Raw genomic sequence first — 20,568 nt, 5'->3', positions numbered from 1 at the left:
ACAAATGGTTGAGGATAAACGAGTAATTTACATGGATAATGCCGCAACAACACCTGTAAGACCGGAGGTTTTGGATGCGATGATTCCCTTTATGACACATAGTTTTGGAAATCCTTCCTCTCTTTACGATATAGCCAAAATATCCCGCGAGGCGGTTGCAAAAGCACGCTCTCAGGTCGCAGCAGCACTTGGTGCACAGCCAAAAGAAATCTATTTCACATCCGGAGGAACAGAGTCTGACAACTGGGCGATAAAAGGCGTCTGTTTTGCAAACAAAAACAAAGGAAAACACATTATAACAAGCCCTATTGAACATCATGCAGTCTCCCACACATGCGAGTGGCTTGAAAAACAGGGATTTGAAGTAACTTATATTCCTGTTGATAAGTACGGCCTTGTGAATCCTGATGATGTTTCAGCTGCAATCCGGGATGATACCATACTTATCACAATAATGTTTGCGAATAATGAAATTGGAACAATTGAACCAATAGCAGAAATCGGAAAAATTGCACGTGAGAGAGGAATATTATTTCATACTGATGCTGTTCAGGCAGTCGGGCATGTTCCGATTGACGTTGTTTCGATGAATATCGATATGCTCTCACTCTCAGGCCATAAGTTTAACGGCCCCAAGGGAACAGGTGCCTTATACATCGGAAAGAGAGTGAAGCTTGTTCCCCTGATGCACGGTGGTGATCAGGAGAGAAAGAGGCGTGCCGGAACAGAAAACGTCCCCGGAATCGTTGGTCTTGGTCTTGCACTTGAGCTCTCCGTTTCTGAGATGAAAGAAACAACAGAGCATCTTAAAGAGCTTCGCAACCGTCTTATTGACGGCCTTTTGAAAGTTCCAAAATCGCATTTAAACGGTCATCCGCAAATGCGGCTTTCAAACAATGTCAATGTTATATTTGAGTATATTGAGGGGGAATCAATACTCCTGATGCTGAACAGAAAAGGCATTGCCGCCTCAACCGGAAGCGCCTGCAACTCCTCCTCCCTTGAGCCGTCTCATGTTTTAACTGCATGCGGTCTTCCACAGGAGATTGTGCACGGGTCGCTCCGGCTGACAATCGGAGATATGACTGAAGAAGGTGATGTTGACTATCTTTTGGAGGTTGTCCCGGAGATTGTGCAGAAGCTTCGCAATATGTCTCCTCTGACACCGCAGGAGTTAAGGACAACCTGACAACTGAGAGATTTAAGTTGTAAAAGGCAGACTAAAGATGAGATTTTACATGAAAGTTTCCTAGTAACTTACATGATAACCGTGCATGAAATATAATTTCATGAACGTTTTAAGAAAAATAACAGATTAGGTGAGATAAATGGATTACAGCGAGACGGTGATGGATCACTTTGAAAACCCGAGAAACCAGGGAACAATTGAAAACCCTGACGGAATCGGCGAGGAAGGAAACCCGCAGTGCGGTGATATCATGAAGATTTACATCAAAGTTGACGACAACAGGATTTCTGATGTAAAGTTTCAGACATTTGGATGTGGGGCTGCGGTTGCGTCAAGCAGTATGGCAACCGAGCTTATCAAAGGAAAGACGCTTGAGGAGGCATGGGAGCTTTCAAACAAGGCAGTCGCAGAGGCGCTCGAAGGTCTTCCCCCGCAGAAGATGCACTGCTCTGTTCTTGCAGAGGATGCAATTCACAAAGCGATAAATGATTACCGTGTGAAACAGGGGCTTTCCCCGTGGGAAGAGAGGGCCGGAAAAGAGTCCCACCATCATTAAATCTCTATTTTTACAACTGACTCCTATGAAACAATAGTCTGTTTCATTCATTATCTGTGAACCCGCAAGGCTAATGGGTGACTTTTTTGGCTCTTTGTCAGATTGTGCCGGCATCTGTCATAACATCTTGCTGCACGGTCTTTTGGTCGTTATTTTTCTTAGAGGATTTCTGAGGGACCTGAAGAATTATGGTGCAATCGTTGCTGCTCTTGGCCAGTACATAATAATAAATACACCTGCCAGTGCGACAGTTGCGCCGATGATATCAAACCTGTCCGGCACCACATGATCGATTTGCCAGCCCCAGAGCAGGGCAAGGACAATGAAAAATCCCCCATAGGCGGCATACACTCTCCCGAAATTTTCCGTTTGCAGGGTTGGGATGATCCCGTACAGGACCAAAATGACCGCCCCGAGAACAGCATACTCAATACCCTTTCCCTCCCTTAGCCAGAGCCATATGCCATATCCGCCGCCGATCTCACACAGGGCGGCGAAGATGAAGAGAATAATTGACTGAAAAACCATATACAGGTACAGATTTAGAGGGAGAAAATAATTACTCCCCGAAAAACCGGGGAATCTGGTCATTTGCCGGTATTATCTGCCGTATCTGCGGAATACATCGCATGGCGGATTTTTTTTTAATTGATGCTTAACCGATCGGGCTGTTGCCATAATCCGTGAATACCCGCAGAATAATAATAACCGGGTGATGGTCTACCAGGCAGATCACAGGGAGTGCTTCCGGCGTGTAAAAAAACGCCGGATGAAGGGAAGATGCCCCATCTTCCCCCGAAGCATCCGAGACGGCAATGCAGCATGGAGGGGCATGCTAAGGGATGCGATTACTGCTCCTGCCAGCGAATTTCTCTGTTCTGCCATATATTTTGCACCTCACGGGGTTATACGAAGAGTACCATCCTGACCATGTTCCGCACCCCCGGTGCAAATCCTACGATTATCATGGCAAGCAGGATCAGGTGCCATAAGACTGGGTTGCCCTCTTTGCGGTATTGCTGGAGAATGTAAATCGCAGGGAACAGGACTGCCAGTTTTAAGAGGAACATCGAGAATGCCGTTCCAGTCCATGCGACCAGGGCACCCCCGACAACGTGCGCTTCGGTGTATGTCATGGAGTGGAGGTCGATCCCATAGCTCGTGGCGCTTGCATCCAAAAGCTGCCCGAAGATGAGCACGCAGTAGATCGGATCGCTCACATATTCCCATTTGAGCACGTACCGCATGAATCCCCAGACGGCGGCAGAGGTGACAATGGCCAAACTCATGATAATGAGTATGACGCTCACCATGACCTGCGAATAAGTAAGCCCCCACCATATCAGAAATGCTGCGGATATCGTGCAGGCGAGTGTTCCGATCCCGGCATACCCTATATGATAGGATGAGATTAATCCGGCACGCTCAAGGGTTCGCGACAGCAGGAGTGCCGCGATGGTGAAGAAGAATATGACAAAATAAATCAGCGGCGTGATCAGGAGGAAATGAATATCGGATGTGATAAAACCGGTGTCCTCCACAACCCGCAGAAGTCCCCCGAGGACAATGAACGGGATGGTAGCAAGGATAAATTTCCTATCCACCGCAATTCCTGTAGTGTTCAGCCACCGATAGATGAGGTACACCGAAATGATGAGTATTATTGCATAGGTAAGAGTGTCCACTATAGTGTACGGCTGTCCGTACCGGATGGGATCGATGTAATATTTCATAATGAATTCGCGAATCATGGTTTAAGCTCCTGGTCTGCCGGCAGGAACCGGCAGGGGGTAAGATTAGGCCCCTGAACAATTCACAATTGTTATTTTTCATGATATACAGTCCTCACCATCCGCACCATTTCGAACCATATTTTTAATTTTCAACCGCAATATCTTTGTACTTTGAGGAAATAACGTATAATATGCCTTCAATAGATGGATTCATAGAGGGTTCAAACACATCACTTGCTCATTATGGTCTTGTTGCCGGTGCTTATGACAAGCTTGAAATCGGTGAGCTCATCGACGAACTTATTCCTAAAACAAAATCACATATTGTCACTCATGGTCAGATTGTAAAATCACTTGTTATTAACGGTCTGGCATTCATTGACAGGCGGCTTTATCTTCATCCTGTGTTCTTCAAAGACGTTCCAACAGAGCGTTTCTTTGGTAAAGGAATTGAACCCGGGCATTTCAATGATGATACACTGGGACGGACTCTCGATAGAATCTATGAATATGGACCTACTGAATTATTCAATCAAATTGTGATAAAAAGACTGCTGAAGGATGATTATGGAATCCACTGTATTCATGTGGATACTACAAATTTTAGCGTTTACGGGGACTATGATAGTAATTTCGATTCACGGAATATGGAGATAACATTTGGTCATCCTAAAGACGGCAGAAACGATCTCAAACGATTTGTACTCGGAATGGCTTCAGATAATCGGGGAGTTCCAGTCTTTCTCCAGACATTTTCAGGTAATGAATCAGATAAAAAAGCAATTATTGAGATGATAGATAAACTGAGGAAAAATCTTATTTCATCTCATAAAGTCTACCATATTGCCGATAATGCCTTTTACACTAAGGCAAATCTTCAGGAGATGGGCGATCACACTTTCTGGATAAGCAGAGTTACAAACTCGATTGGAGAGGCGAAAGAATTCCTGAGCTTGGATGAAACTTTACAGGAATGTGAAGATAATAGATATTCATATGCAGAAAAGATCTCAGATTATGCAGGTATAAAACAAAAATGGGTTCTGTACAGCTCAAATGAAATGCAAAAGCAGAAGCTTAAAAAATATGAGATAATGCTTCAGAAAAATATTTTAGATGAAACGAAATCTCTTAAAAAGATGAAAGCACGTGAATTTGCTTGTGAGGCAGATGCATTTCAGGAGGCTGAAAAATGGATCTCGGAGAGGAGAAGATACAGATATTCTTCAATTGAAGTCTGTCCAGTCTCAAAGCGGAATGACGGGAAGAAAGGACGACCAAAAAAAGATGAGTGTTTATTTCAGGTTTATAAAATTCGGGCTGAAATTGAACACGATCCAGAGTTTGTGAAAACGGAGAAGAGTAAGTTAGGAAGGTTCATTCTGGCAACAAATGATGATAAAATGGATCCTGATACATTGCTCAGTGAATACAAGAATCAATACAAGGTTGAGCGGGGTTTTAGATTCCTTAAGGATAAGTCATTTAGAATTGGAGAGGTATTTTTAAAAAAGGAGTCCAGAATTCAGGCTCTGGCAATGATTATGGTACTTTGTCTGTTCATATATTCCCTCGTGGAGTTTGAATTGAGAAAGAAACTGCAGGATTCCAAAGAGACTGTGACCAGCCAGACTAATAAGCAGACAGAAAGGCCGACGCTGAAGTGGGTGTTCTTTGGATTTAGGAGAGTTCGTGAACTTAGGTTCAGTGTTGAAGGCCAGACTAAAATCGTAATTACAAACATGGAAGAGGAGTTGTGGAAGATCTTAAGGCTTATGGGCAGGGATTATGAAAAATATTATTTCCCAAAATTTTGCTGCGGAATGTAAGCAGTCTTTGTTATCCGGGATTTTTGCCGGCAGGCATTTTTTTTGCTGAATGCATATATAATAAAAAAATGAAAATTGCGGGTGGTAAATATTACCGCTTCGCAACCCGGAGGCCGTTGCCTACCGCGAGCAGTTCAGACGCCTCGTGGAATATCACCGCAAGGGTCACCCCGAGAACCCCGAGCAGGGCACCAGGGATAAGGATGGCGAGCACGGCAACCGAGAAGACGATGTTCTGGTTTGATACTGACAGGGCTTTTTGACCGAATGCGATGGCCTCCGGAACTTTGGAAAGGTCGTCAGCCATGAGTGCCACATCGGCCGCCTCGATTGCCGCATCGGTGCCTATAGTCCCCATTGCCATACCGACCGTGGCTCTGGCAAGGGCCGGAGCATCGTTGATGCCGTCGCCGATCATGACGACCGTCCCGTACGTCTCTTTAAGAGAGATGATTGCAGCGGTTTTGTCCTCCGGTTTCAGGTCTGCACGGATGTCGTCGATTCCGAGGTCCGCTGCTACTGCTTTTGCCGTAACCCCGTTGTCGCCGGTCAGCATGACGGTTGCAACACCCATAGTGTGGAGTTCATCGATCATGGCCTTTGCATTAGGCCTGACCTGGTCCCGTACGGCAATGATGCCGATGACGTTCTCCTGCGTTCCTACGAATATTACTGTCTTTCCTTCAGCACGGAATTTTTCGGTTGTACGCTGTGTTTCTGCATCCATTGCTGTACCGGTGAAATACTCCGGTCTTCCGGCAAACCATGGCGTCCCGTCAATGATTGCTGTAGCGGCCTGGCCGGGAAGGGCGCTTTCGCCCACCGCCCCATGCGCTTTGATGCCTTCAGTCTCTGCCCGCTTTATAATTGCCCAGGCGATCGGGTGATCGGAGTAGCGCTCGACCGTGTATGCGATCCGGAGGACCTCAGGTTCATCTCCATTCAGCGCGATGATATCGGTCACTGCCGGAGTTCCGGTCGTAAGCGTCCCGGTTTTGTCAAATGCGACCGCCTTTGTCTTCCCAAGGTTCTCCAGGTGGATGCCGCCCCTGATGAGAATGCCGCGTTTTCCGGCAGATCCGATACCTGCCGCAACCGCGACCGGTGTGGACATCACCAGTGCGCAGGGCGCAGCCGCAATAAGGAGTACAACACCACGGATTGCAAGCTCGTTGAACGGTATGCCGAATAACGGCGGGACAACGATAAGAATGAGGGATACAAAGAGGATCGCCGGGGTATACTTCCGCCCGAACTTCTCGATGAAGGTCTGCATCTTTCCCTTCTGCTCCTGCGCCTCCTCGACCATGTGGATCATCTTCATAAGGGTATTGTCCTTAAACGTCGCGGTTGCCCGTACCTCAAGGGCGCCATCGACATTCAGGGTTGCAGCAAAGACTTTCATGCCCTCCTGCTTCTCTGCGGGTATCGATTCACCGGTGACAGCCGCCTCATTGATACTGGACCGACCTTTTACAATGATGCCATCTGTGGGGATGCCGGCGCCGGGTTTGACCAGGAATATGTCCCCAACCTGGAGCTGATCAGCCAAAACCACCTCTTCTGTCCCGTTTCGGATCCGAACTGCCTCCTTCGGCGCAAGGTCCAGCAGTTTCCGAATCGATGAGCGTGTCCGTGCGTACGTGATATGCTCCACGCCTTCGGCTGCGGCGTACAGGATGACCAGCGTTGCGGCTTCGTCCCAGAGCCCGAGTATAATTGCCCCAAGCGTTGCGGCGATCATCAGCATCTCGATGTCGATCGCGTGCTCGTGGATCAGGTCTTCTAATCCTTCTCTCACCCAGTGATACGCACCGATAGGAATAGCGATGAGGAAAAACAGGTTCTCGTACAGACCCGTGATAATTCCCAGGTGGCCGAGTATCATTCCGGTTCCGGCAATCACTCCGGCAATCAGCGCATTACGGAGCGGAGGAAAACCGTACCATTTCCCCTCATAACCTCCTTCTTCATCTTTATGTGAACATGCATGACCCATGTTATCCTCCCCTGTTTATTGGTAATTTCATAATACATAGTATTTATTTAATAGCTGATAAAAAAATAAGTAATGTACCAGTTAGGTAGTATCCATGAAGAAACCTCCAGCTGTAAATGATAATATCTGTTTCTGCCCGCTGTCCGGGATCCTCGATATCATAGCGAAGAAATGGGCACTACTGATAGTTGCTATTCTTGGTAACGAAGGTGAGAAGGGATTTAATGAACTCAAAAGAGATCTCGGCTCTATCAGCCCGAAACCACTCTCCGATACCCTGAAGAATCTTGAACGAATCGGGCTTGTGAGCAAGAAAGTTCTGGAAACCTCGCCGCCGACCGTGAATTACTCGCTCACTCCCGATGCTGGTCTGGGTCTCAGAACGGGGCGGGCAGGATATGCAGGGCTGTCCAATACGGGCGAGAAATAATTCTCCTGAAACAGGGGAAACGTCAAAGGGATATTAAGTAAGAAATTACTTTTTCAGCTCTCCACTTATCATCTGGAACTGCCCGCTTGTGCTCTCCCTTTTTGCATACCTCTCCTTTCAGGATATCTATCGAAGTCTTCCCTTTCGTGATTTTATTCCCACTGCTTTCCCGGAGAATGACATACAGTATCAGTTCCAGGATCCCAATCATCGGGACGATTACCAGTATCCACCACAGAAATGCCATTCATACCGCGTTTGTTTCAATCTTGTATCTGGCTCTCCTTTTTCGCTTCCTTTTTTTTGAATACAGGACCCCCCGGTCAAACCGGGACCTTTCCCGTGAAAACCAGCAGGAGAAGAATAATAATTGGCTGGTGCACCAGGTAGATCACCAGAGAGTGTTTTCCGGCAAATTCCAGTACCGAACTCCATCCCGGCAACGAAAACGGTAGAGAAAACCTTCGCATACCGTCCGGGTACAAGAGGGAACCCACGCCCATACCTATTAACACCACGCCGAACCAGGGAAAGAGCGGTGTATAATCAACAGACCAGAATGGTGCCGGATGGATCCCGAGCGGGAGCAGCCAGGCAGGTCCGGTAATATTCCCGATCGCGAGTCCGATCAGGATACAGATTCCTCCCGTCAGCAGGTTGGATGCACCGAACCGGTAAAAAAATGGTGCCAGGATGATCGAGATCCCAATGAGGTGCAGGATGCCGAAGATGACATATCCTTCACCAAGATACCACCAGGTTCCCAGCGTGACCAGGATACCGAGTGCAAAGATCCCCGCACCCCGGTACAAGAACTTTCGGTACAATTGCCAGCCGGATATCATGTCAGCGGTCCGGGCATAGCTCAGGGAGAACGACACACCCACAATCAAAAGGAATAACGATGCCGTTGACAGTCCGAAATACCGCCAGAACCCGCTGCTGGTACTGACCGGGAAGATACCAAAATACCCGAGATCAAAGACGAGATGAAAAATCACCATCATCAGGATCGCGATGCCGCGGACACCATCGATTTCCAGGTACCGCGATCCCTGATCCCGTATCCCGTCAGACATTCTTATTCAGGTCCGCTCCTTTGCTCTCCCCCGTATCGGATTAATGCCCGGGCTTCGTTGAGGTAAAGATTCACCAGTTCCCGGGTGAAATCAGCAAGTCCCGGGATAATCCTGAAAAGAGCCAGGGTTATAGCGATAAGAACTCCCAGCGACAGGACCTCAGCAAAGACGTTATGCGCCCAGAAGAAACTCCCATAACCTGCCCCGAACTCGGTAGTGCCGGTCGGGTCGGGGATGAAAGCAAACCACTGTTCCGACCATGCAATGATCACGCCCGCAACCCGGAGGAGGTTGAGGATATAGATGGTGGGAACTACGAGGAGGAATGCGTACACCCTCTGTCTGATCGAGAGATCCCGGTAACCTGCCGCGACCCCGAGCAGGATTGCAATTGCGGTGATCCCGGTGCAGGCAAGGATGATCTCAGTTGAAAACCCGTTTCGCGTGATGATGTTCCATCCTTCAATCTGTGCATCCCGGCCAAAGATATGAAGCAGCCAGACAATCTGCTGGACGACGATCGAGATAAGTGCATCCCGGAACAGGGGGATGAACGCAAACGGGACATAGATGAGTGTGCCGACAGCAGCCGCATTTGACAGTTGCATCAGGATCGGACTGTCAGCGAGAAGCTCCCGGATGGTGATTGCGAGAAACGGTACCGACAGGACTGCTATTGCCAGGTACAGATAATTATCCAGCGTGATATACCCGGGAACTTCGATCAGGAGATTGACTGCGATGAGCGTCCAGCCGGCGATGGCAGCATACTTTTTCCCACGCCTTGCTACGAGGAAAATGATGAACGCGATAAATGCCAGGAGGATCAGAATTTCTGTCATGCTATTATCCAGGTATTCTTTACGGGAACTGGGTTATCCGGGCCTGACTGGTGTATTTTTGAACATGCATGACCCATGTTATCCTCCCCTGTTTATTGGTAATTTCATAATACATAGTATTTATTTAATAGCTGATAAAAAAATAAGTAATATACAGGTTATGTAGTATCCATGAAGAAATCCCTATCTGTAAATGATAAATTCTGTTTCTGCCCGCTGTCCGGGGTCCTCGATATCATAGCGAAGAAATGGGCACTTTTGATAGTTGCTATCCTTGGTAACGAAGGTGAGAAGGGATTTAATGAACTCAAAAGAGAACTCGGTTCTATCAGTCCAAAGCCACTCTCGGATACCCTGAAAAGTCTTGAACGAATCGGGCTTGTGAGCAAGAAAGTTCTGGAAACTTCGCCGCCGGCCGTGAAGTACTCGCTCACTCCCGATGGCAGGGAATTGCGGAAGCATCTGATCCCGATGCTGATCTGGGTCTCAGAACGGGGTGGGCAGGATATGCCGGGCTGTCCGATACGGGCGCGAAATAATTCCCCTGAAACAGGGGAAACTTCAAAGGGTAATTAAACCGGCGTTTACACGGAGAAATGACAAAATATTACTGATTACGGGATAAGAGCAACAAAAGATTATTGTTGCCAAATGTCCTTTTGCGCCATATACTGATTAACTAAATAACCTGACACATCACCCGCACTTATTGATATCACTTCAAATCAGCTAAATAACTGAAATATCTATTTTTTGCTATTTTTTTGGAAAAATATTTAGGAAATAAGAGAGTGCAATTTATTAATATTACAGACTATTCGATGTTTTCCTTTGGAATGCAGGGGCTGTCAAATATTTTCAAGTTGTCTGGACAATTCAAAAATTGAATTCATCGTTTTGTAACCTTTTTTTGTGATCATATAATCTCCCCGCTCGTGCCTCTGAAAGATCATTTCCGAATCGGCCAGTTTTTTTATGTGAAAGAGGAGGTTTCCGCCACGGAGTCCTGTTATATGTGAGATCTCCGAGAATGTTCTCGTCTGAGTGGTAAGTGATTTTAGGATCTGGAACCTCTGGATGTTTGCAAGAGGTTCGAGGACCTCTTTGACAGCTTTTGCATCATCGATATCCCGGGTCTTATCTTCATCTTTGACCTTGCTATATATTCCAAGTGATTCCATCAGGTCAACCTGCTTTTCAAACAGACGACTGACCTCCGAAAAGCAGGTGTCGCATTTATCCGAAGGTCCTTTGCTTCTGAGGTTCTTCAGTTCGTCCCGGTATGAATTTACTATCTCTTCGGAGACATTTCCGTCTTCTATGTGCCTGGAAGTGTTTCTGAGAAAATCCAAAAATACCCCGTAGCATTTCTCCCGCATAGCACAGTCGTTAACCATGTGTGCAAAAAGATCGCTTCCGGCGGTCTTCATCTGCTGTTCTCTGAACAGATCTGCATAGTCAGCTTTCAGCTCATTAAGTATCGAATCGATATGCTGACGGCCGGAGGTTGTCATGAACCTCCTGAGTTCCATCCTGAGTTCGGATATCTCGTCCTTCAGTTCGCTGATACCGGGCGGGCCATCCTGTGTTGTCTCCATGATATCTTTACCGACATTATATTTTCAGGTTATTTTTATTCAGGATTCAGGTCATTATTCTGTACCTCGATCCTCTTGTATATTTTTATGACGCTCAAATATATATTTGTGACTGTCATAGTAGTTCTGGTGACAAAAATGTCGAAATGGAATTACACAGGAAAAGACGTATCGAAGGAGAAAGCCGAAGAGTCGCTAAAGACTATAAAGGATGCATGCTTTGGATGTGATGTTCACAGGCCAGACTGTTCAATCGCAAAAGCGGCCGGAGATATCTCAGCTATGATTGAGGAGGAAAGACTTTGACTGAAGAGAAAGAACTTTCAGTAAAGGATCAGATCCATGCCCAGATCACCGGTGCTCTCGCTGGTGCAAAGTTCCCGATCCCAACACCTGAAGATCTTATCGCTGCGTTTCCAAACGGAGCGGATACAACGTGCTGTGCCGGTGACCTGAAGATGGCCGCAGGGGAAGCCGGGAAGCTGCTAAAACCTGCTGATTTCCCGTTTAAAAGTGCAAAAGATGTCGCGGATGTCATTGTCACAAGAGCCGGGCTCTGATTTATCTACCCGTCCCCGCTTTTTTTATATGTTTTAAAATTACCAAGGGATTATAAAACTAAAACGTGCTAAATTCTTAAGATTCTTTTAGTCGCTCTTATCTTTGAGGATTTGTATTAAGCTGATATTTTTTTTTATAGAAGGGCTAAAAAATAAGTTTCTCTGGAGCATGATTGAGAGATTAATGGAGGAGCATTGTTGAAAAGGAAAGTTACTTTAAAACATCGCAGGTGAAATTACTATTATTCAGTCTCCAAAATACTGTTCTCAAATGATAATAGTTTAAGGTTACCAGGAATTCATAGAATACACTCCCGGCAGTCCTGATCTCCGCAGGCAACATTTTCTATCTTCCATTTAAGCGCCCATTTTTTTATATCAGAAATTATGCCGATTATCTCATTCCCGCTCTCTGTTAAGGAATATTCGGTCTTAACGGGAAATGACCTTGAGTCAACCTGCCGTTTAATAATATTCTCCTCTTCAAGCTCCTTTAACCGTTCTGAGAGCAGCTTTGATGTTATTCCGGGGATTGATTCCTTTAATTCAGAAAATCTCCGGGTGTAATTTTCTCCCTTGTAGAGTTCAAGAACGATGAGAAGTGTCCATTTCTTCGTAAGATAGCGGACGGTCTGATATACTGTGCATGACTGATCCATGGTATAGTTTTTGAAACGTTTTGATATTTATACCAAAGTATTCTATACATACATTGTATCAAAAAGATATTGAGGTGAACAAAATATGTTCTGTTATCAGTGCGAAGAAACGCTAAACGGAAAAGGATGTACGAAAAAGGGTATCTGTGGAAAGGACGAAGAGACTGCGAATTTAATCGATCTTCTGATATATCTGTGCAAAGGAATATCGGTCAGAAATGTCCCGGCAATGGAGAATGGCGCCGGAAACCCTGATGCGGGAAAATTCATTATGGACTCGCTTTTTACGACCCTTACAAATGTCAATTTCGATAAAGACCGCTACTATCAGCTTATCAGTGAGGCTATTGCAATCAGGGACAAAATACCAAAAGCTGCCGGTTCTGAACATGACGCCTGTACATGGAAGCCAAAAGACAAATCCGAAGTCGAAGAAAAGGCAAAACTGGTCGGAGTCTTATTAACAGAAAACGAGGATGTGAGATCCCTTCGCGAACTTTTAGTCTACGGGCTTAAGGGAGTCTCCGCTTACTATCATCATGCGGCAATACTTGGGTTTACCGATGATGAAATCCCTGCATTCGTCCAGAAAGGTCTTGCATCAACTCTTAAAGATCTGAGCGTAGATGAGATGACCGGACTTGTTTTGGAGTGCGGCGGAGTAGGGGTTAAGACACTCGAACTTCTTGACAGGGCACATACAACCACATTTGGAAAACCTGAGATTACAACTGTAAAGACTACCGTCAGGGATCGCCCGGGAATTCTAATAACCGGACATGATCTATTAGACCTGAAGATGCTTCTTGAGCAGACAAAAGGAACGGGAGTTGATGTCTATACTCACGGAGAGATGCTTCCGGCGCACGGCTACCCGGCATTTAAGGGAATTGAAAACCTTGTCGGAAACTACGGACGTTCGTGGTGGCACCAGAAAGAAGAGTTCGAATCGTTCAACGGTCCGGTTCTGATAACGACAAACTGTATTGTTCCGCCAAAGGACTCATACAAAGACCGCGTATATACAACAAGTGTTGTGGGATATCCCGGATTAAAGCACATAAAAGCTGATGAGAAAGGGCACAAGGATTTCTCGGCATTAATTGAGCAGGCGAAGAAGTGCAGCCCGCCTGAAGCTGTCGGAAACGAAAGCGACCTGATTACAGGCTGTGCACATGACGCTGTTTTAGCTCTTGCAGGCCCTGTTACAGATGCAATCAAAAACGGTGCAATCAGACGGTTCATCGTTATGGCCGGCTGTGACGGAAGGCACAGGGAGCGTGAGTATTATACAGAGTTTGCAAAAGCCCTCCCCGCAGACACTGTAATACTAACGGCTGGTTGTGCGAAATACCGCTACAACAGCTTAGGTCTTGGAGATATCGGCGGAATCCCGCGTGTTCTTGATGCAGGCCAGTGTAATGACAGCTACTCGCTTGTTGTAATCGCAAAAGCACTTGCGGAAGCATTCGGCGTTGACATAAACGAGCTTCCGGTATCATACAATATCGCATGGTACGAGCAGAAAGCGGTTCTTGTCCTTCTTGCCCTCTTAAATCTCGGAATCAAAAATATCACTATCGGACCTGTTCTTCCGGCATTTGTCTCGCCGGCGGTTCTTGACGTTCTGGTGAAGAATTTCGGCCTTGGAAAGAACAGCACGGTTGAAGAAGATCTTAAAAAGATGGTTCCCCAATAATTTTTTAGAGTGATTATGGCAGAGTTCAGTGAAGCAATGAAGGGTGCCGGAAGGAAGGACAAACGTGCCGGTCTTTTGGGAGAGGTCCTGAATTTAAAGGAGCTTTTGCAGTACCAGGACGGAACTGTTGCAAGCAGGATGATAGTCAGCAACAAATCCGGAAGCATAACTCTTTTTTCATTTGACGAAGACGAAGGTCTCTCGGAGCATACTGCACCGTTTGATGCGGTTGTGACTATTCTCGACGGCGAATGCGAAGTCTGGGTTGCCGGAGAGACCCATATGATGAAGGAGGGCGATACGATAATATTCCCGGCGAACGTGCCCCATGCCTTATCGGCAGTGACAAAGTTTAAGATGATGCTTACAATGATCAAAGAGGCTTAGGGATGTCATCAGAAGACGGAGACTATTGTTCTATCTGCGGCGGAATTCCGCCTGATAAGATAACCACAAAAAAGATCCTAATCGACGGGAAGGCAACAGGTATAGAAAACCTTGATTTCATCCTGGAGAATGTCCGTGAATTAAACCTGAAAAACGATAAGGAGATTGTTAAAGAGATAATGGTCAGGGTTAAAAAATTTAATTATGTTCCGACAAAGAAGGAGAATCTCTATGCGGATGCTCTTTTAAAAGAATATCTGAAAGTATAGAATGATTTTTCAGGGAGCATTCTGCCCTCTTGGCGGTTCGTTTTTGCCTGCTGGGTAATTGGAAATTTTATCTGGATTTTAGAGGGTGCATTTACTGAAAATATCTGCCCGGTTTTAATGTTCGGGTTCTATTGGATAACGGCGATATTCGGGTTTTATAATTCGGCAAAGGAATGAAGAGGCAGCCAAAAAAATAGTATGAATTATCCTGACAATTTTAGATGAAACACTATTTCATGAATGTTTTCATCCAAATTTGAAGAAATTAAACCAGAACCCAGGACGCAGAAGATTTACCTTCGGGGATTGGAAGACGGTCTTCCTTTAAACCTTCGATATGAAATGCAATCGCCTCGTGCATATTCTTCTCCGCCTCTTCACGGGTTTTTCCTGTCGCAACACATCCGGGTATATCCGGGGAATATGCGGAATAGTTGGAATCCGCCTTCTCAACAACAATCAGAAACCTAAACATCATCTCCTCTCCTTAATTCCTGCCTGCTTTAATATACTGTTCAATGTTCCCGGCGCAAGCGAATCATTCATACTGCCCGGAACCGTTATTCTCCCGGCAGCATCAGGATTTTTATACTGCCGGTGGCTTCCTCTGACAGCAACAAGCTGCCAGCCTTCTTTCTCTAATAACTTTATGACGTCCCTGACTTTCATACCTTCGCTCCCGGCAGTTTTGGCTTATCTAAAAGAGCAGGTAAATAATAATCAATAAATGTAAAAGCCCGTCCCTTTACTCTGTCAAAAGGCTCTCTCATACAATATTGCCTGATATCTGAACTGGGTTTTTTATTTAAATCATTTTAAATATTTTGGTTTGTTCAAATTTGCCCTTAAAATATGAGATCGTGAGAAAAATTCTTATCGAAGGTTTACTATTCAAAACCATAAGGAGATTTCAAAAATAACAATAAATAGATGCTTTTTTACTTAAACAAAGGATAAAAATCTAATAAAACCTAAATCAAATAACCTGTATTATGAGTGGCACACTGGAACTCTACACCTTTAAGGTGACTTGTAAGTATAAAACAAAAATATGGAGACGTATTGAGATTCCCGGAGAACAAACTCTTGGCGATTTTGATATTATTATCCGTGAAGCATTTGAGTATGATAAATGGGACCATTTAAGCGAATTTTTCCCCGGGAGAGCATGGGCATGCCGAGGATTTGGCGAGATCGAACCCGGAGGAAAGAGCCGTGGGACAAAAAAGAAGATTGAAGAAATACAGCTTGTTAAAGGCGACATTATTGAATATATATATGATTTCGGAGATGACCTGGGCCATAAGATTAAACTTGAAAAAATTTCCGTTGTTGAAAAAAGTGAAGACTGGCCACGGGTAATTGGAAGAAACAAACCAAAATATCAATTCTGTGAAGAGTGCATGAAGGAAGACAGGAAGACTGTTGCAACATGGATATGTCTTGAATGTTCAGATAAGGAGCAGAGGGATGTGCTGTTGTGTGAAGACTGTCTCATGAAAAAACATGAGGAACATTATGCAGAAAAGATCCTTTATTAGCCAGTTTTATAATTAGTGGCAAATTCCCATATATTAATAAATTCAAAAATTTCGCCAGAAATACCCGTCATTGCAAAAATTTTAGCATAACTGCAACAACTCCGCCCGCTCCGGCACCAAGACCCGCTGCAATCTTTCCTTCACGTCCGGCGGACTCGGATTTATATGCTTCAAGATTTCGAAGCCTCCCTTCATGATCATCTATTGAACCTTTCATCTCGGCAAGGGTCTTGCAGATCCATTTTACATCCCGGTTTGTCTCGACAATCATATCTCTGTTGCTTTTATTATTAACCATGAATAATACCCCGTATTTATGAATAAATTACCTCGTAAAGTCAGATTAATATTACTGTTACTCATATTCTTATATGTCTGTCATAATCCGGATATGTTCAGGCAACAGCGGCCCGCAGGCGGATACGACTGCTTTTTCGGGCCGTAACATCGTTTGAAAAAACGAATTTGTCGGAGATGACGAAAAAATGGCTGACTTTATCGAAACAAATAACACAAAAACAGCAACAAGGGTTCTTGAGAACCCGATTCCAGATATCGCAACCTTTGATTCCATCATTTCAGATGTCATCGCAAACAACCCCTTTGAATGTATTGACTACGTTTCCGGGGGTCAGGTGGTATCCGGAGTGACTAAATCAAAGCAGAGCTATACTGCGAAGTTTGTCTATGAGGATGACGATGCAAAAACTGTCGGAAGCATTTCTGCAAAAGCTCCCGGTTTAACAGAGTTTAACGGTGTAGTTACCGAAATTCTTGGGAATACCGACCTTGAGACTGTGATGGGCGGGGATGTTATCAGAGACGCTGCACACGATACCTACGCCTGCACTCTCAAATGTATGGATGCGAACGGCGAGATCTACTATGTGGCCTTCACAAGAAACACTGTGAGGCTGAGCTCATATACTGACGATGCCATCCGCACCAATGTTGAGACCTGGGCGGATACTGTCGCAGCGCTGGCCTGATCTTAATCAGACCTGCGTTTTTTAAAATCAGTGCTGTGTACTTCTGATAAAAAAGGAGCGGAGGATTATCTCCTTTGCTTCTTTTGATAACCTCCTTTTTTCAACAAGTTTAATATGTATTTTAACTCAATTTCAAATATGAGTTATTCAGAGAGAAATATTTTATTCCAACAAATTGAGTCAGAGCGAGGTAGACCACTTATTGCATACATTACCAGCTCGCGACAGAATGCTCAAGGAAATATTGCCTCTGATGTAATACCTGAATTTTGTAGACAGATTCTTGAAATTCCCGAGAAAGAGAAAAAAATAGACATCCTAATAATTAGCCGCGGTGGTGATCCTATTGTCTCGTGGCGAATAATTAGTTTATTGCGGGAAAGATTTGAGGAAGTAGGTGTTTTAATACCATATGAGGCCTTCAGTGCAGCAACGCTCATAGCTCTTGGTGCAGACGAAATTATCATGCACCCCTTCTCTAACCTTGGACCAGTTGATCCTCAGTTGCATATTACTAAAAATAATGAAGGAAAACAGGAAAATATCAATTTTGCTGCAGAAGATTTGTCTCACTATCTAGATTTTGTTAGTAATGATTTAGGAGTATCAGATCAGGAACAAAAAGAACGGGCCTTTGAACTGGTCGCAAAAGAGGTTGGTGCCATACCAATAGGTTTTGCAAAAAGAAGTTCTAATCTTGCTCTTTCACTAGGTGAAAAACTTCTTAAACTGCATATGAGTGATCATAATAAGGTTAAAGCAATATCTGAATCACTCAACAAATCTTTTTATCATCATGGTTATCCTGTTGGAAGAAAAGAAGCAAAAAATATTGGATTAAATATAATTTCTGCAACTCCCACTCTTGAAAAATTAATGTGGAGTATATGGGAAGATATAGAAGCTGAGATGGAATGTAGGGAACCATTCAATCCAATTCAAGTTATTATGGAAGATTCAACTCTTTCTAAGGCAATAGGTGAGGTTCAACAAGTGCAAATACCTGCAAATACTCCTCCACAACTTATTCCTCAGATATTACAGAATGTTAAAATTTCAACACTTCCATCTATTAACTATGAATTCCTTTATGCTTGTGTTGAAAGTCCGCGTTTAAGAAGTGAATTTCGATCAGTTAATATGATCAATGCAATACGTATGCCAGACCTAAATATTAATATCAATGTAACGCAAATTAAACAAGGCTGGATAACTACCGGTGATAAGGAGGAGGTATAATAATGAATTTTCATGGAATGGATTCAGGAGATAAGAAGAAACTTATGAGACCTGTGGGGCCAAATCGATACAATTCTTCAGGAAATTCAATATCTCCAATGCAAGTTACAGGCAATTTAGATTTTAACAAAACAGTCACCATCATTAATCCATTAAACTGGCCCACACCTAAAAGCGAGGAGAAATGTTTAAAATCATCACGTCAGGAAGATTTCAAAATGCTCATGAAGAGACATAAAGGAACTCTTGATCTCCTGGCAAAATAATTATAATTCTTTTTTTACAATTGTTCTTAACCAAATAGTTACTTCTTCAAATGTTTTATTTCCTTTAGCAATCTCACGCACAAAGGCATCATTTTCTTCTTTTGAACTTATTATTGTATAACATTCAGGTGTACGCCATAGTACTAATGATGAAAGAAGAAAAGCTAATCTTTTATTTCCCTGAACAAAAGGGTGTCCTTTTGCAATACCATGCAATAAATAGGCCGCCTTTTCAAATGGATCTGTATAGTTGTTACTAAATTCAATGGTGAAATCTAAATTCCCATAATTGAGAAATTCACCTGCCTGTCCTTGATCACCTTCGAAATCACTATTTTCTATAATTTCTTTATGATAGCCAATGATTTCCTCAATAGTGAACTCTTCCATTGAATTATCCTATTAACAGTATATCTGAAGGTTTCAAAGTCGAGAAAGTATGAAAAAACCTTCAGGTTTTTTTGTTCTAATATCTGTAGAACCATAAATTTAAGGAATGCCCTTTTCCTTTGTTCTTTATAGTAATATAGGCAAATCTAATTTTTAAATGTTCTATAAGTAATAGCAAATTATTATTTCTTCTCTAATTTAATTGTCAGCTTTTCACTTAGTAATTTAGGCTCTTTAATTTAGAATATTAAAAATCCATGAAATTATTCAAATATTTCTTTCAAATGCTATTACCAAGAGTAATAATAAAGCAATTTAAAAGCTTATTTCCCCTATTATTATGGCCACACAGGCATTTCAAAAAAATAGGGGATTTGTGCACTTTATTGGGTGTTTAAAACCCAAATTACAGATATATATACCCATTTTATTTGGGTCTTTTTTCAGACGATGATTATATCGGGATAATATAAGATCGTGGAATACAGGGCTTCTGTGAAGGTCGGTTTTTACCGGTTTTTGGCATTTAGGGAGGGCTATTTAAGCTTTACTTAATATTCTATGGTATTTCATCGCTCTCCCCACCGCTGCACCATTTCACTCCTGCAGCTGAAGGTTCGTTGATCTTTTCCCGGTTGAATGTTTTCTGTGACACCGGAATCAGGCTCGTCCTTCTCGCCTGCTTCAGGCTGATTTAAATCAGCCTATCACCTATTGCCTGAAGGCAAAAGGCTCAGACTGCCGGCTACCCCTTCGCTTCCGGGGATGATCAACCCCTCCCGTCCCATTTACTGTTCACTACTGTTCACCTCAAAAATGTAACAGTAACCACATCTACTGTTACATTTTTCTACAACATGATGCAACGGTAAAAATCCTATTGATACATCACATAAAATGTCTTCTCCAGAAATTAATTTAAACTTCAAGTCGTAATTATGATCAACAAACTAATACCTGTTGATGCGGTGTGCGGTAAAATGAAAGAAAAATTTTTGGAAATTGTTAATGAGTCAGGGAATTTGAATTCCAAATTGTTCTCACTTAGCCGGATAAAAATTCTCTGGGCGTTATCAGAACTCGGCGAAGACGGAGCAACAGCAAGGCAGATAAAAAACGGCCTTAATATCGGAAGTGACGGCTCAACATATTCAAATTTAAATGCACTTGTGGAAATGGGTTACCTGCGGATGGAAAAGGTCAGATTTGAATCAAAGGAGAATCTCGAATTATATGTAATTACTCCCGCAGGACTTGAAGAGTGGAACAAAATAAAAAACTGGTTCGATATGCTTGTGTGTGAGGGTCAATAAA

The 20,568-nt window shown here is 43.8% G+C and carries 27 protein-coding genes; 15 read left to right on the top strand and 12 right to left on the bottom strand.

Translation table 11 applies throughout. The features are described 5' to 3' along the window. Positions 1-4: 4 nt before the first annotated feature. A complete protein-coding gene (gene nifS / locus L1994_RS02085; RefSeq protein ID WP_278100041.1) occupies positions 5-1,189 on the top strand; it encodes a cysteine desulfurase NifS in 1,185 nt (394 codons plus the stop codon). Between the two features lie 139 nt (positions 1,190-1,328). Next, entirely contained in the window at positions 1,329-1,745 is a 417-nt protein-coding gene (gene nifU / locus L1994_RS02080) for a Fe-S cluster assembly scaffold protein NifU (RefSeq protein ID WP_278100040.1), read from the top strand. A 186-nt stretch (positions 1,746-1,931) separates the two neighbouring features. Here the strand turns inward: nifU and L1994_RS02075 are convergent, their stop codons facing one another. Together L1994_RS02075 and L1994_RS02070 are read right to left on the bottom strand one after the other, a co-directional pair. Next, on the bottom strand, positions 1,932-2,273 hold the full coding sequence (locus L1994_RS02075; protein ID WP_278100039.1) for a YnfA family protein: 342 nt from the start codon (positions 2,271-2,273) through the stop codon (positions 1,932-1,934). 377 nt (positions 2,274-2,650) lie between these two features. Beyond that, the gene (locus L1994_RS02070; protein ID WP_278100038.1) at positions 2,651-3,496 is read right to left on the bottom strand and encodes a DUF63 family protein; all 846 of its coding nucleotides are present in this window, start codon (positions 3,494-3,496) and stop codon (positions 2,651-2,653) included. A 173-nt stretch (positions 3,497-3,669) separates the two neighbouring features. Between L1994_RS02070 and L1994_RS02065 the strand changes: the two genes are divergently transcribed. Then, a complete protein-coding gene (locus L1994_RS02065) occupies positions 3,670-5,307 on the top strand; it encodes an IS1634 family transposase (RefSeq protein ID WP_278099970.1) in 1,638 nt (545 codons plus the stop codon). A 91-nt stretch (positions 5,308-5,398) separates the two neighbouring features. Here the strand turns inward: L1994_RS02065 and L1994_RS02060 are convergent, their stop codons facing one another. Then, positions 5,399-7,306 carry a heavy metal translocating P-type ATPase gene (locus tag L1994_RS02060; RefSeq protein WP_278100037.1) on the bottom strand — a complete coding sequence of 636 codons (1,908 nt, stop codon included), beginning with the start codon at positions 7,304-7,306 and terminating at the stop codon, positions 5,399-5,401. 94 nt (positions 7,307-7,400) lie between these two features. Between L1994_RS02060 and L1994_RS02055 the strand changes: the two genes are divergently transcribed. Further along, positions 7,401-7,736 (top strand): winged helix-turn-helix transcriptional regulator, encoded by a 336-nt coding sequence (locus L1994_RS02055; RefSeq protein ID WP_278100036.1) that lies wholly within the window; start codon positions 7,401-7,403, stop codon positions 7,734-7,736. Positions 7,737-7,758: 22 nt separating this feature from the next. Here L1994_RS02055 and L1994_RS02050 read toward each other — a convergent pair whose 3' ends face one another. The 3 genes from L1994_RS02050 to artA form a co-directional block, all read right to left on the bottom strand. After that, a complete protein-coding gene (locus tag L1994_RS02050; RefSeq protein WP_278100035.1) occupies positions 7,759-7,983 on the bottom strand; it encodes a hypothetical protein in 225 nt (74 codons plus the stop codon). 76 nt (positions 7,984-8,059) lie between these two features. Beyond that, positions 8,060-8,815 carry a heparan-alpha-glucosaminide N-acetyltransferase gene (locus tag L1994_RS02045; protein ID WP_278100034.1) on the bottom strand — a complete coding sequence of 252 codons (756 nt, stop codon included), beginning with the start codon at positions 8,813-8,815 and terminating at the stop codon, positions 8,060-8,062. A gap of 2 nt (positions 8,816-8,817) precedes the next feature. After that, a complete protein-coding gene (artA, locus tag L1994_RS02040) occupies positions 8,818-9,657 on the bottom strand; it encodes an archaeosortase A (protein ID WP_278100033.1) in 840 nt (279 codons plus the stop codon). A 171-nt stretch (positions 9,658-9,828) separates the two neighbouring features. Here artA and L1994_RS02035 point away from each other — a divergent pair, with 171 nt between their 5' ends. After that, positions 9,829-10,233: a winged helix-turn-helix transcriptional regulator gene (locus L1994_RS02035; protein WP_278100032.1), complete on the top strand. Its 405-nt coding sequence runs from the start codon at positions 9,829-9,831 to the stop codon at positions 10,231-10,233. Positions 10,234-10,505: 272 nt separating this feature from the next. On the opposite strand, the gene L1994_RS02030 is transcribed toward L1994_RS02035, so the two are convergent. Continuing rightward, positions 10,506-11,255 (bottom strand): winged helix-turn-helix domain-containing protein, encoded by a 750-nt coding sequence (locus tag L1994_RS02030; RefSeq protein ID WP_278100031.1) that lies wholly within the window; start codon positions 11,253-11,255, stop codon positions 10,506-10,508. A gap of 87 nt (positions 11,256-11,342) precedes the next feature. On the opposite strand from L1994_RS02030, the gene L1994_RS02025 reads away from it, so the two are divergent. Both L1994_RS02025 and L1994_RS02020 read left to right on the top strand, forming a co-directional pair. Then, entirely contained in the window at positions 11,343-11,561 is a 219-nt protein-coding gene (locus tag L1994_RS02025) for a hypothetical protein (protein ID WP_278100030.1), read from the top strand. Next, positions 11,558-11,815: an MTH865 family protein gene (locus L1994_RS02020; RefSeq protein WP_278100029.1), complete on the top strand. Its 258-nt coding sequence runs from the start codon at positions 11,558-11,560 to the stop codon at positions 11,813-11,815. The genes L1994_RS02025 and L1994_RS02020 overlap by 4 nt, the downstream gene beginning before the upstream one ends. Before the next feature lie 299 nt (positions 11,816-12,114). Here L1994_RS02020 and L1994_RS02015 read toward each other — a convergent pair whose 3' ends face one another. Continuing rightward, positions 12,115-12,474, bottom strand: a complete 360-nt coding sequence (locus L1994_RS02015; protein WP_278100028.1) for a winged helix-turn-helix transcriptional regulator — start codon at positions 12,472-12,474, stop codon at positions 12,115-12,117. An 85-nt stretch (positions 12,475-12,559) separates the two neighbouring features. On the opposite strand from L1994_RS02015, the gene hcp reads away from it, so the two are divergent. Genes hcp through L1994_RS02000 form a run of 3 tightly spaced genes read left to right on the top strand, consistent with a single transcriptional unit; the run spans position 12,560 to position 14,829 of the window. Further along, positions 12,560-14,173 (top strand): hydroxylamine reductase, encoded by a 1,614-nt coding sequence (gene hcp, locus L1994_RS02010; RefSeq protein WP_278100027.1) that lies wholly within the window; start codon positions 12,560-12,562, stop codon positions 14,171-14,173. A 15-nt stretch (positions 14,174-14,188) separates the two neighbouring features. Then, positions 14,189-14,560, top strand: coding sequence for a cupin domain-containing protein (locus tag L1994_RS02005; RefSeq protein WP_422656650.1), 372 nt, complete (start codon positions 14,189-14,191; stop codon positions 14,558-14,560). 2 nt (positions 14,561-14,562) lie between these two features. Continuing rightward, positions 14,563-14,829 carry an NAC family transcription factor gene (locus L1994_RS02000; protein ID WP_278100026.1) on the top strand — a complete coding sequence of 89 codons (267 nt, stop codon included), beginning with the start codon at positions 14,563-14,565 and terminating at the stop codon, positions 14,827-14,829. Between the two features lie 265 nt (positions 14,830-15,094). Here the strand turns inward: L1994_RS02000 and L1994_RS01995 are convergent, their stop codons facing one another. Together L1994_RS01995 and L1994_RS01990 are read right to left on the bottom strand one after the other, a co-directional pair. Further along, positions 15,095-15,304: a type II toxin-antitoxin system HicB family antitoxin gene (locus tag L1994_RS01995; RefSeq protein ID WP_278100787.1), complete on the bottom strand. Its 210-nt coding sequence runs from the start codon at positions 15,302-15,304 to the stop codon at positions 15,095-15,097. After that, positions 15,304-15,498 carry a type II toxin-antitoxin system HicA family toxin gene (locus tag L1994_RS01990; protein ID WP_278100025.1) on the bottom strand — a complete coding sequence of 65 codons (195 nt, stop codon included), beginning with the start codon at positions 15,496-15,498 and terminating at the stop codon, positions 15,304-15,306. The genes L1994_RS01995 and L1994_RS01990 overlap by 1 nt, the downstream gene beginning before the upstream one ends. A gap of 323 nt (positions 15,499-15,821) precedes the next feature. Here L1994_RS01990 and L1994_RS01985 point away from each other — a divergent pair, with 323 nt between their 5' ends. Further along, complete coding sequence (locus tag L1994_RS01985) at positions 15,822-16,370, top strand: IS1096 element passenger TnpR family protein (protein ID WP_278100024.1); 549 nt, start codon at positions 15,822-15,824, stop codon at positions 16,368-16,370. A gap of 67 nt (positions 16,371-16,437) precedes the next feature. Here the strand turns inward: L1994_RS01985 and L1994_RS01980 are convergent, their stop codons facing one another. Next, positions 16,438-16,668 (bottom strand): hypothetical protein, encoded by a 231-nt coding sequence (locus L1994_RS01980; protein ID WP_278100023.1) that lies wholly within the window; start codon positions 16,666-16,668, stop codon positions 16,438-16,440. A 187-nt stretch (positions 16,669-16,855) separates the two neighbouring features. On the opposite strand from L1994_RS01980, the gene L1994_RS01975 reads away from it, so the two are divergent. The 3 genes from L1994_RS01975 to L1994_RS01965 all read left to right on the top strand — a co-directional run bounded on the left by L1994_RS01975 (position 16,856) and on the right by L1994_RS01965 (position 18,864). Then, entirely contained in the window at positions 16,856-17,359 is a 504-nt protein-coding gene (locus L1994_RS01975; protein WP_278100022.1) for a hypothetical protein, read from the top strand. A gap of 114 nt (positions 17,360-17,473) precedes the next feature. Next, positions 17,474-18,598, top strand: coding sequence for an SDH family Clp fold serine proteinase (locus L1994_RS01970; RefSeq protein WP_278100021.1), 1,125 nt, complete (start codon positions 17,474-17,476; stop codon positions 18,596-18,598). A 2-nt stretch (positions 18,599-18,600) separates the two neighbouring features. Further along, on the top strand, positions 18,601-18,864 hold the full coding sequence (locus tag L1994_RS01965) for a hypothetical protein (RefSeq protein ID WP_278100020.1): 264 nt from the start codon (positions 18,601-18,603) through the stop codon (positions 18,862-18,864). Here the strand turns inward: L1994_RS01965 and L1994_RS01960 are convergent, their stop codons facing one another. Beyond that, on the bottom strand, positions 18,865-19,254 hold the full coding sequence (locus tag L1994_RS01960; protein ID WP_278100019.1) for a type II toxin-antitoxin system death-on-curing family toxin: 390 nt from the start codon (positions 19,252-19,254) through the stop codon (positions 18,865-18,867). Positions 19,255-20,234: 980 nt separating this feature from the next. Here L1994_RS01960 and L1994_RS01955 point away from each other — a divergent pair. Continuing rightward, positions 20,235-20,567, top strand: coding sequence for a transcriptional regulator (locus L1994_RS01955; RefSeq protein ID WP_278100018.1), 333 nt, complete (start codon positions 20,235-20,237; stop codon positions 20,565-20,567). Position 20,568: the final 1 nt, after the last annotated feature.

The sequence above is a fragment of the Methanomicrobium antiquum genome (assembly GCF_029633915.1).
Taxonomy (GTDB): Archaea; Halobacteriota; Methanomicrobia; order Methanomicrobiales; family Methanomicrobiaceae; genus Methanomicrobium; species Methanomicrobium antiquum.
The sequence above is the reverse complement of the archived record's forward strand: the minus strand, read 5'-3'. Positions and strand labels throughout refer to the sequence as shown.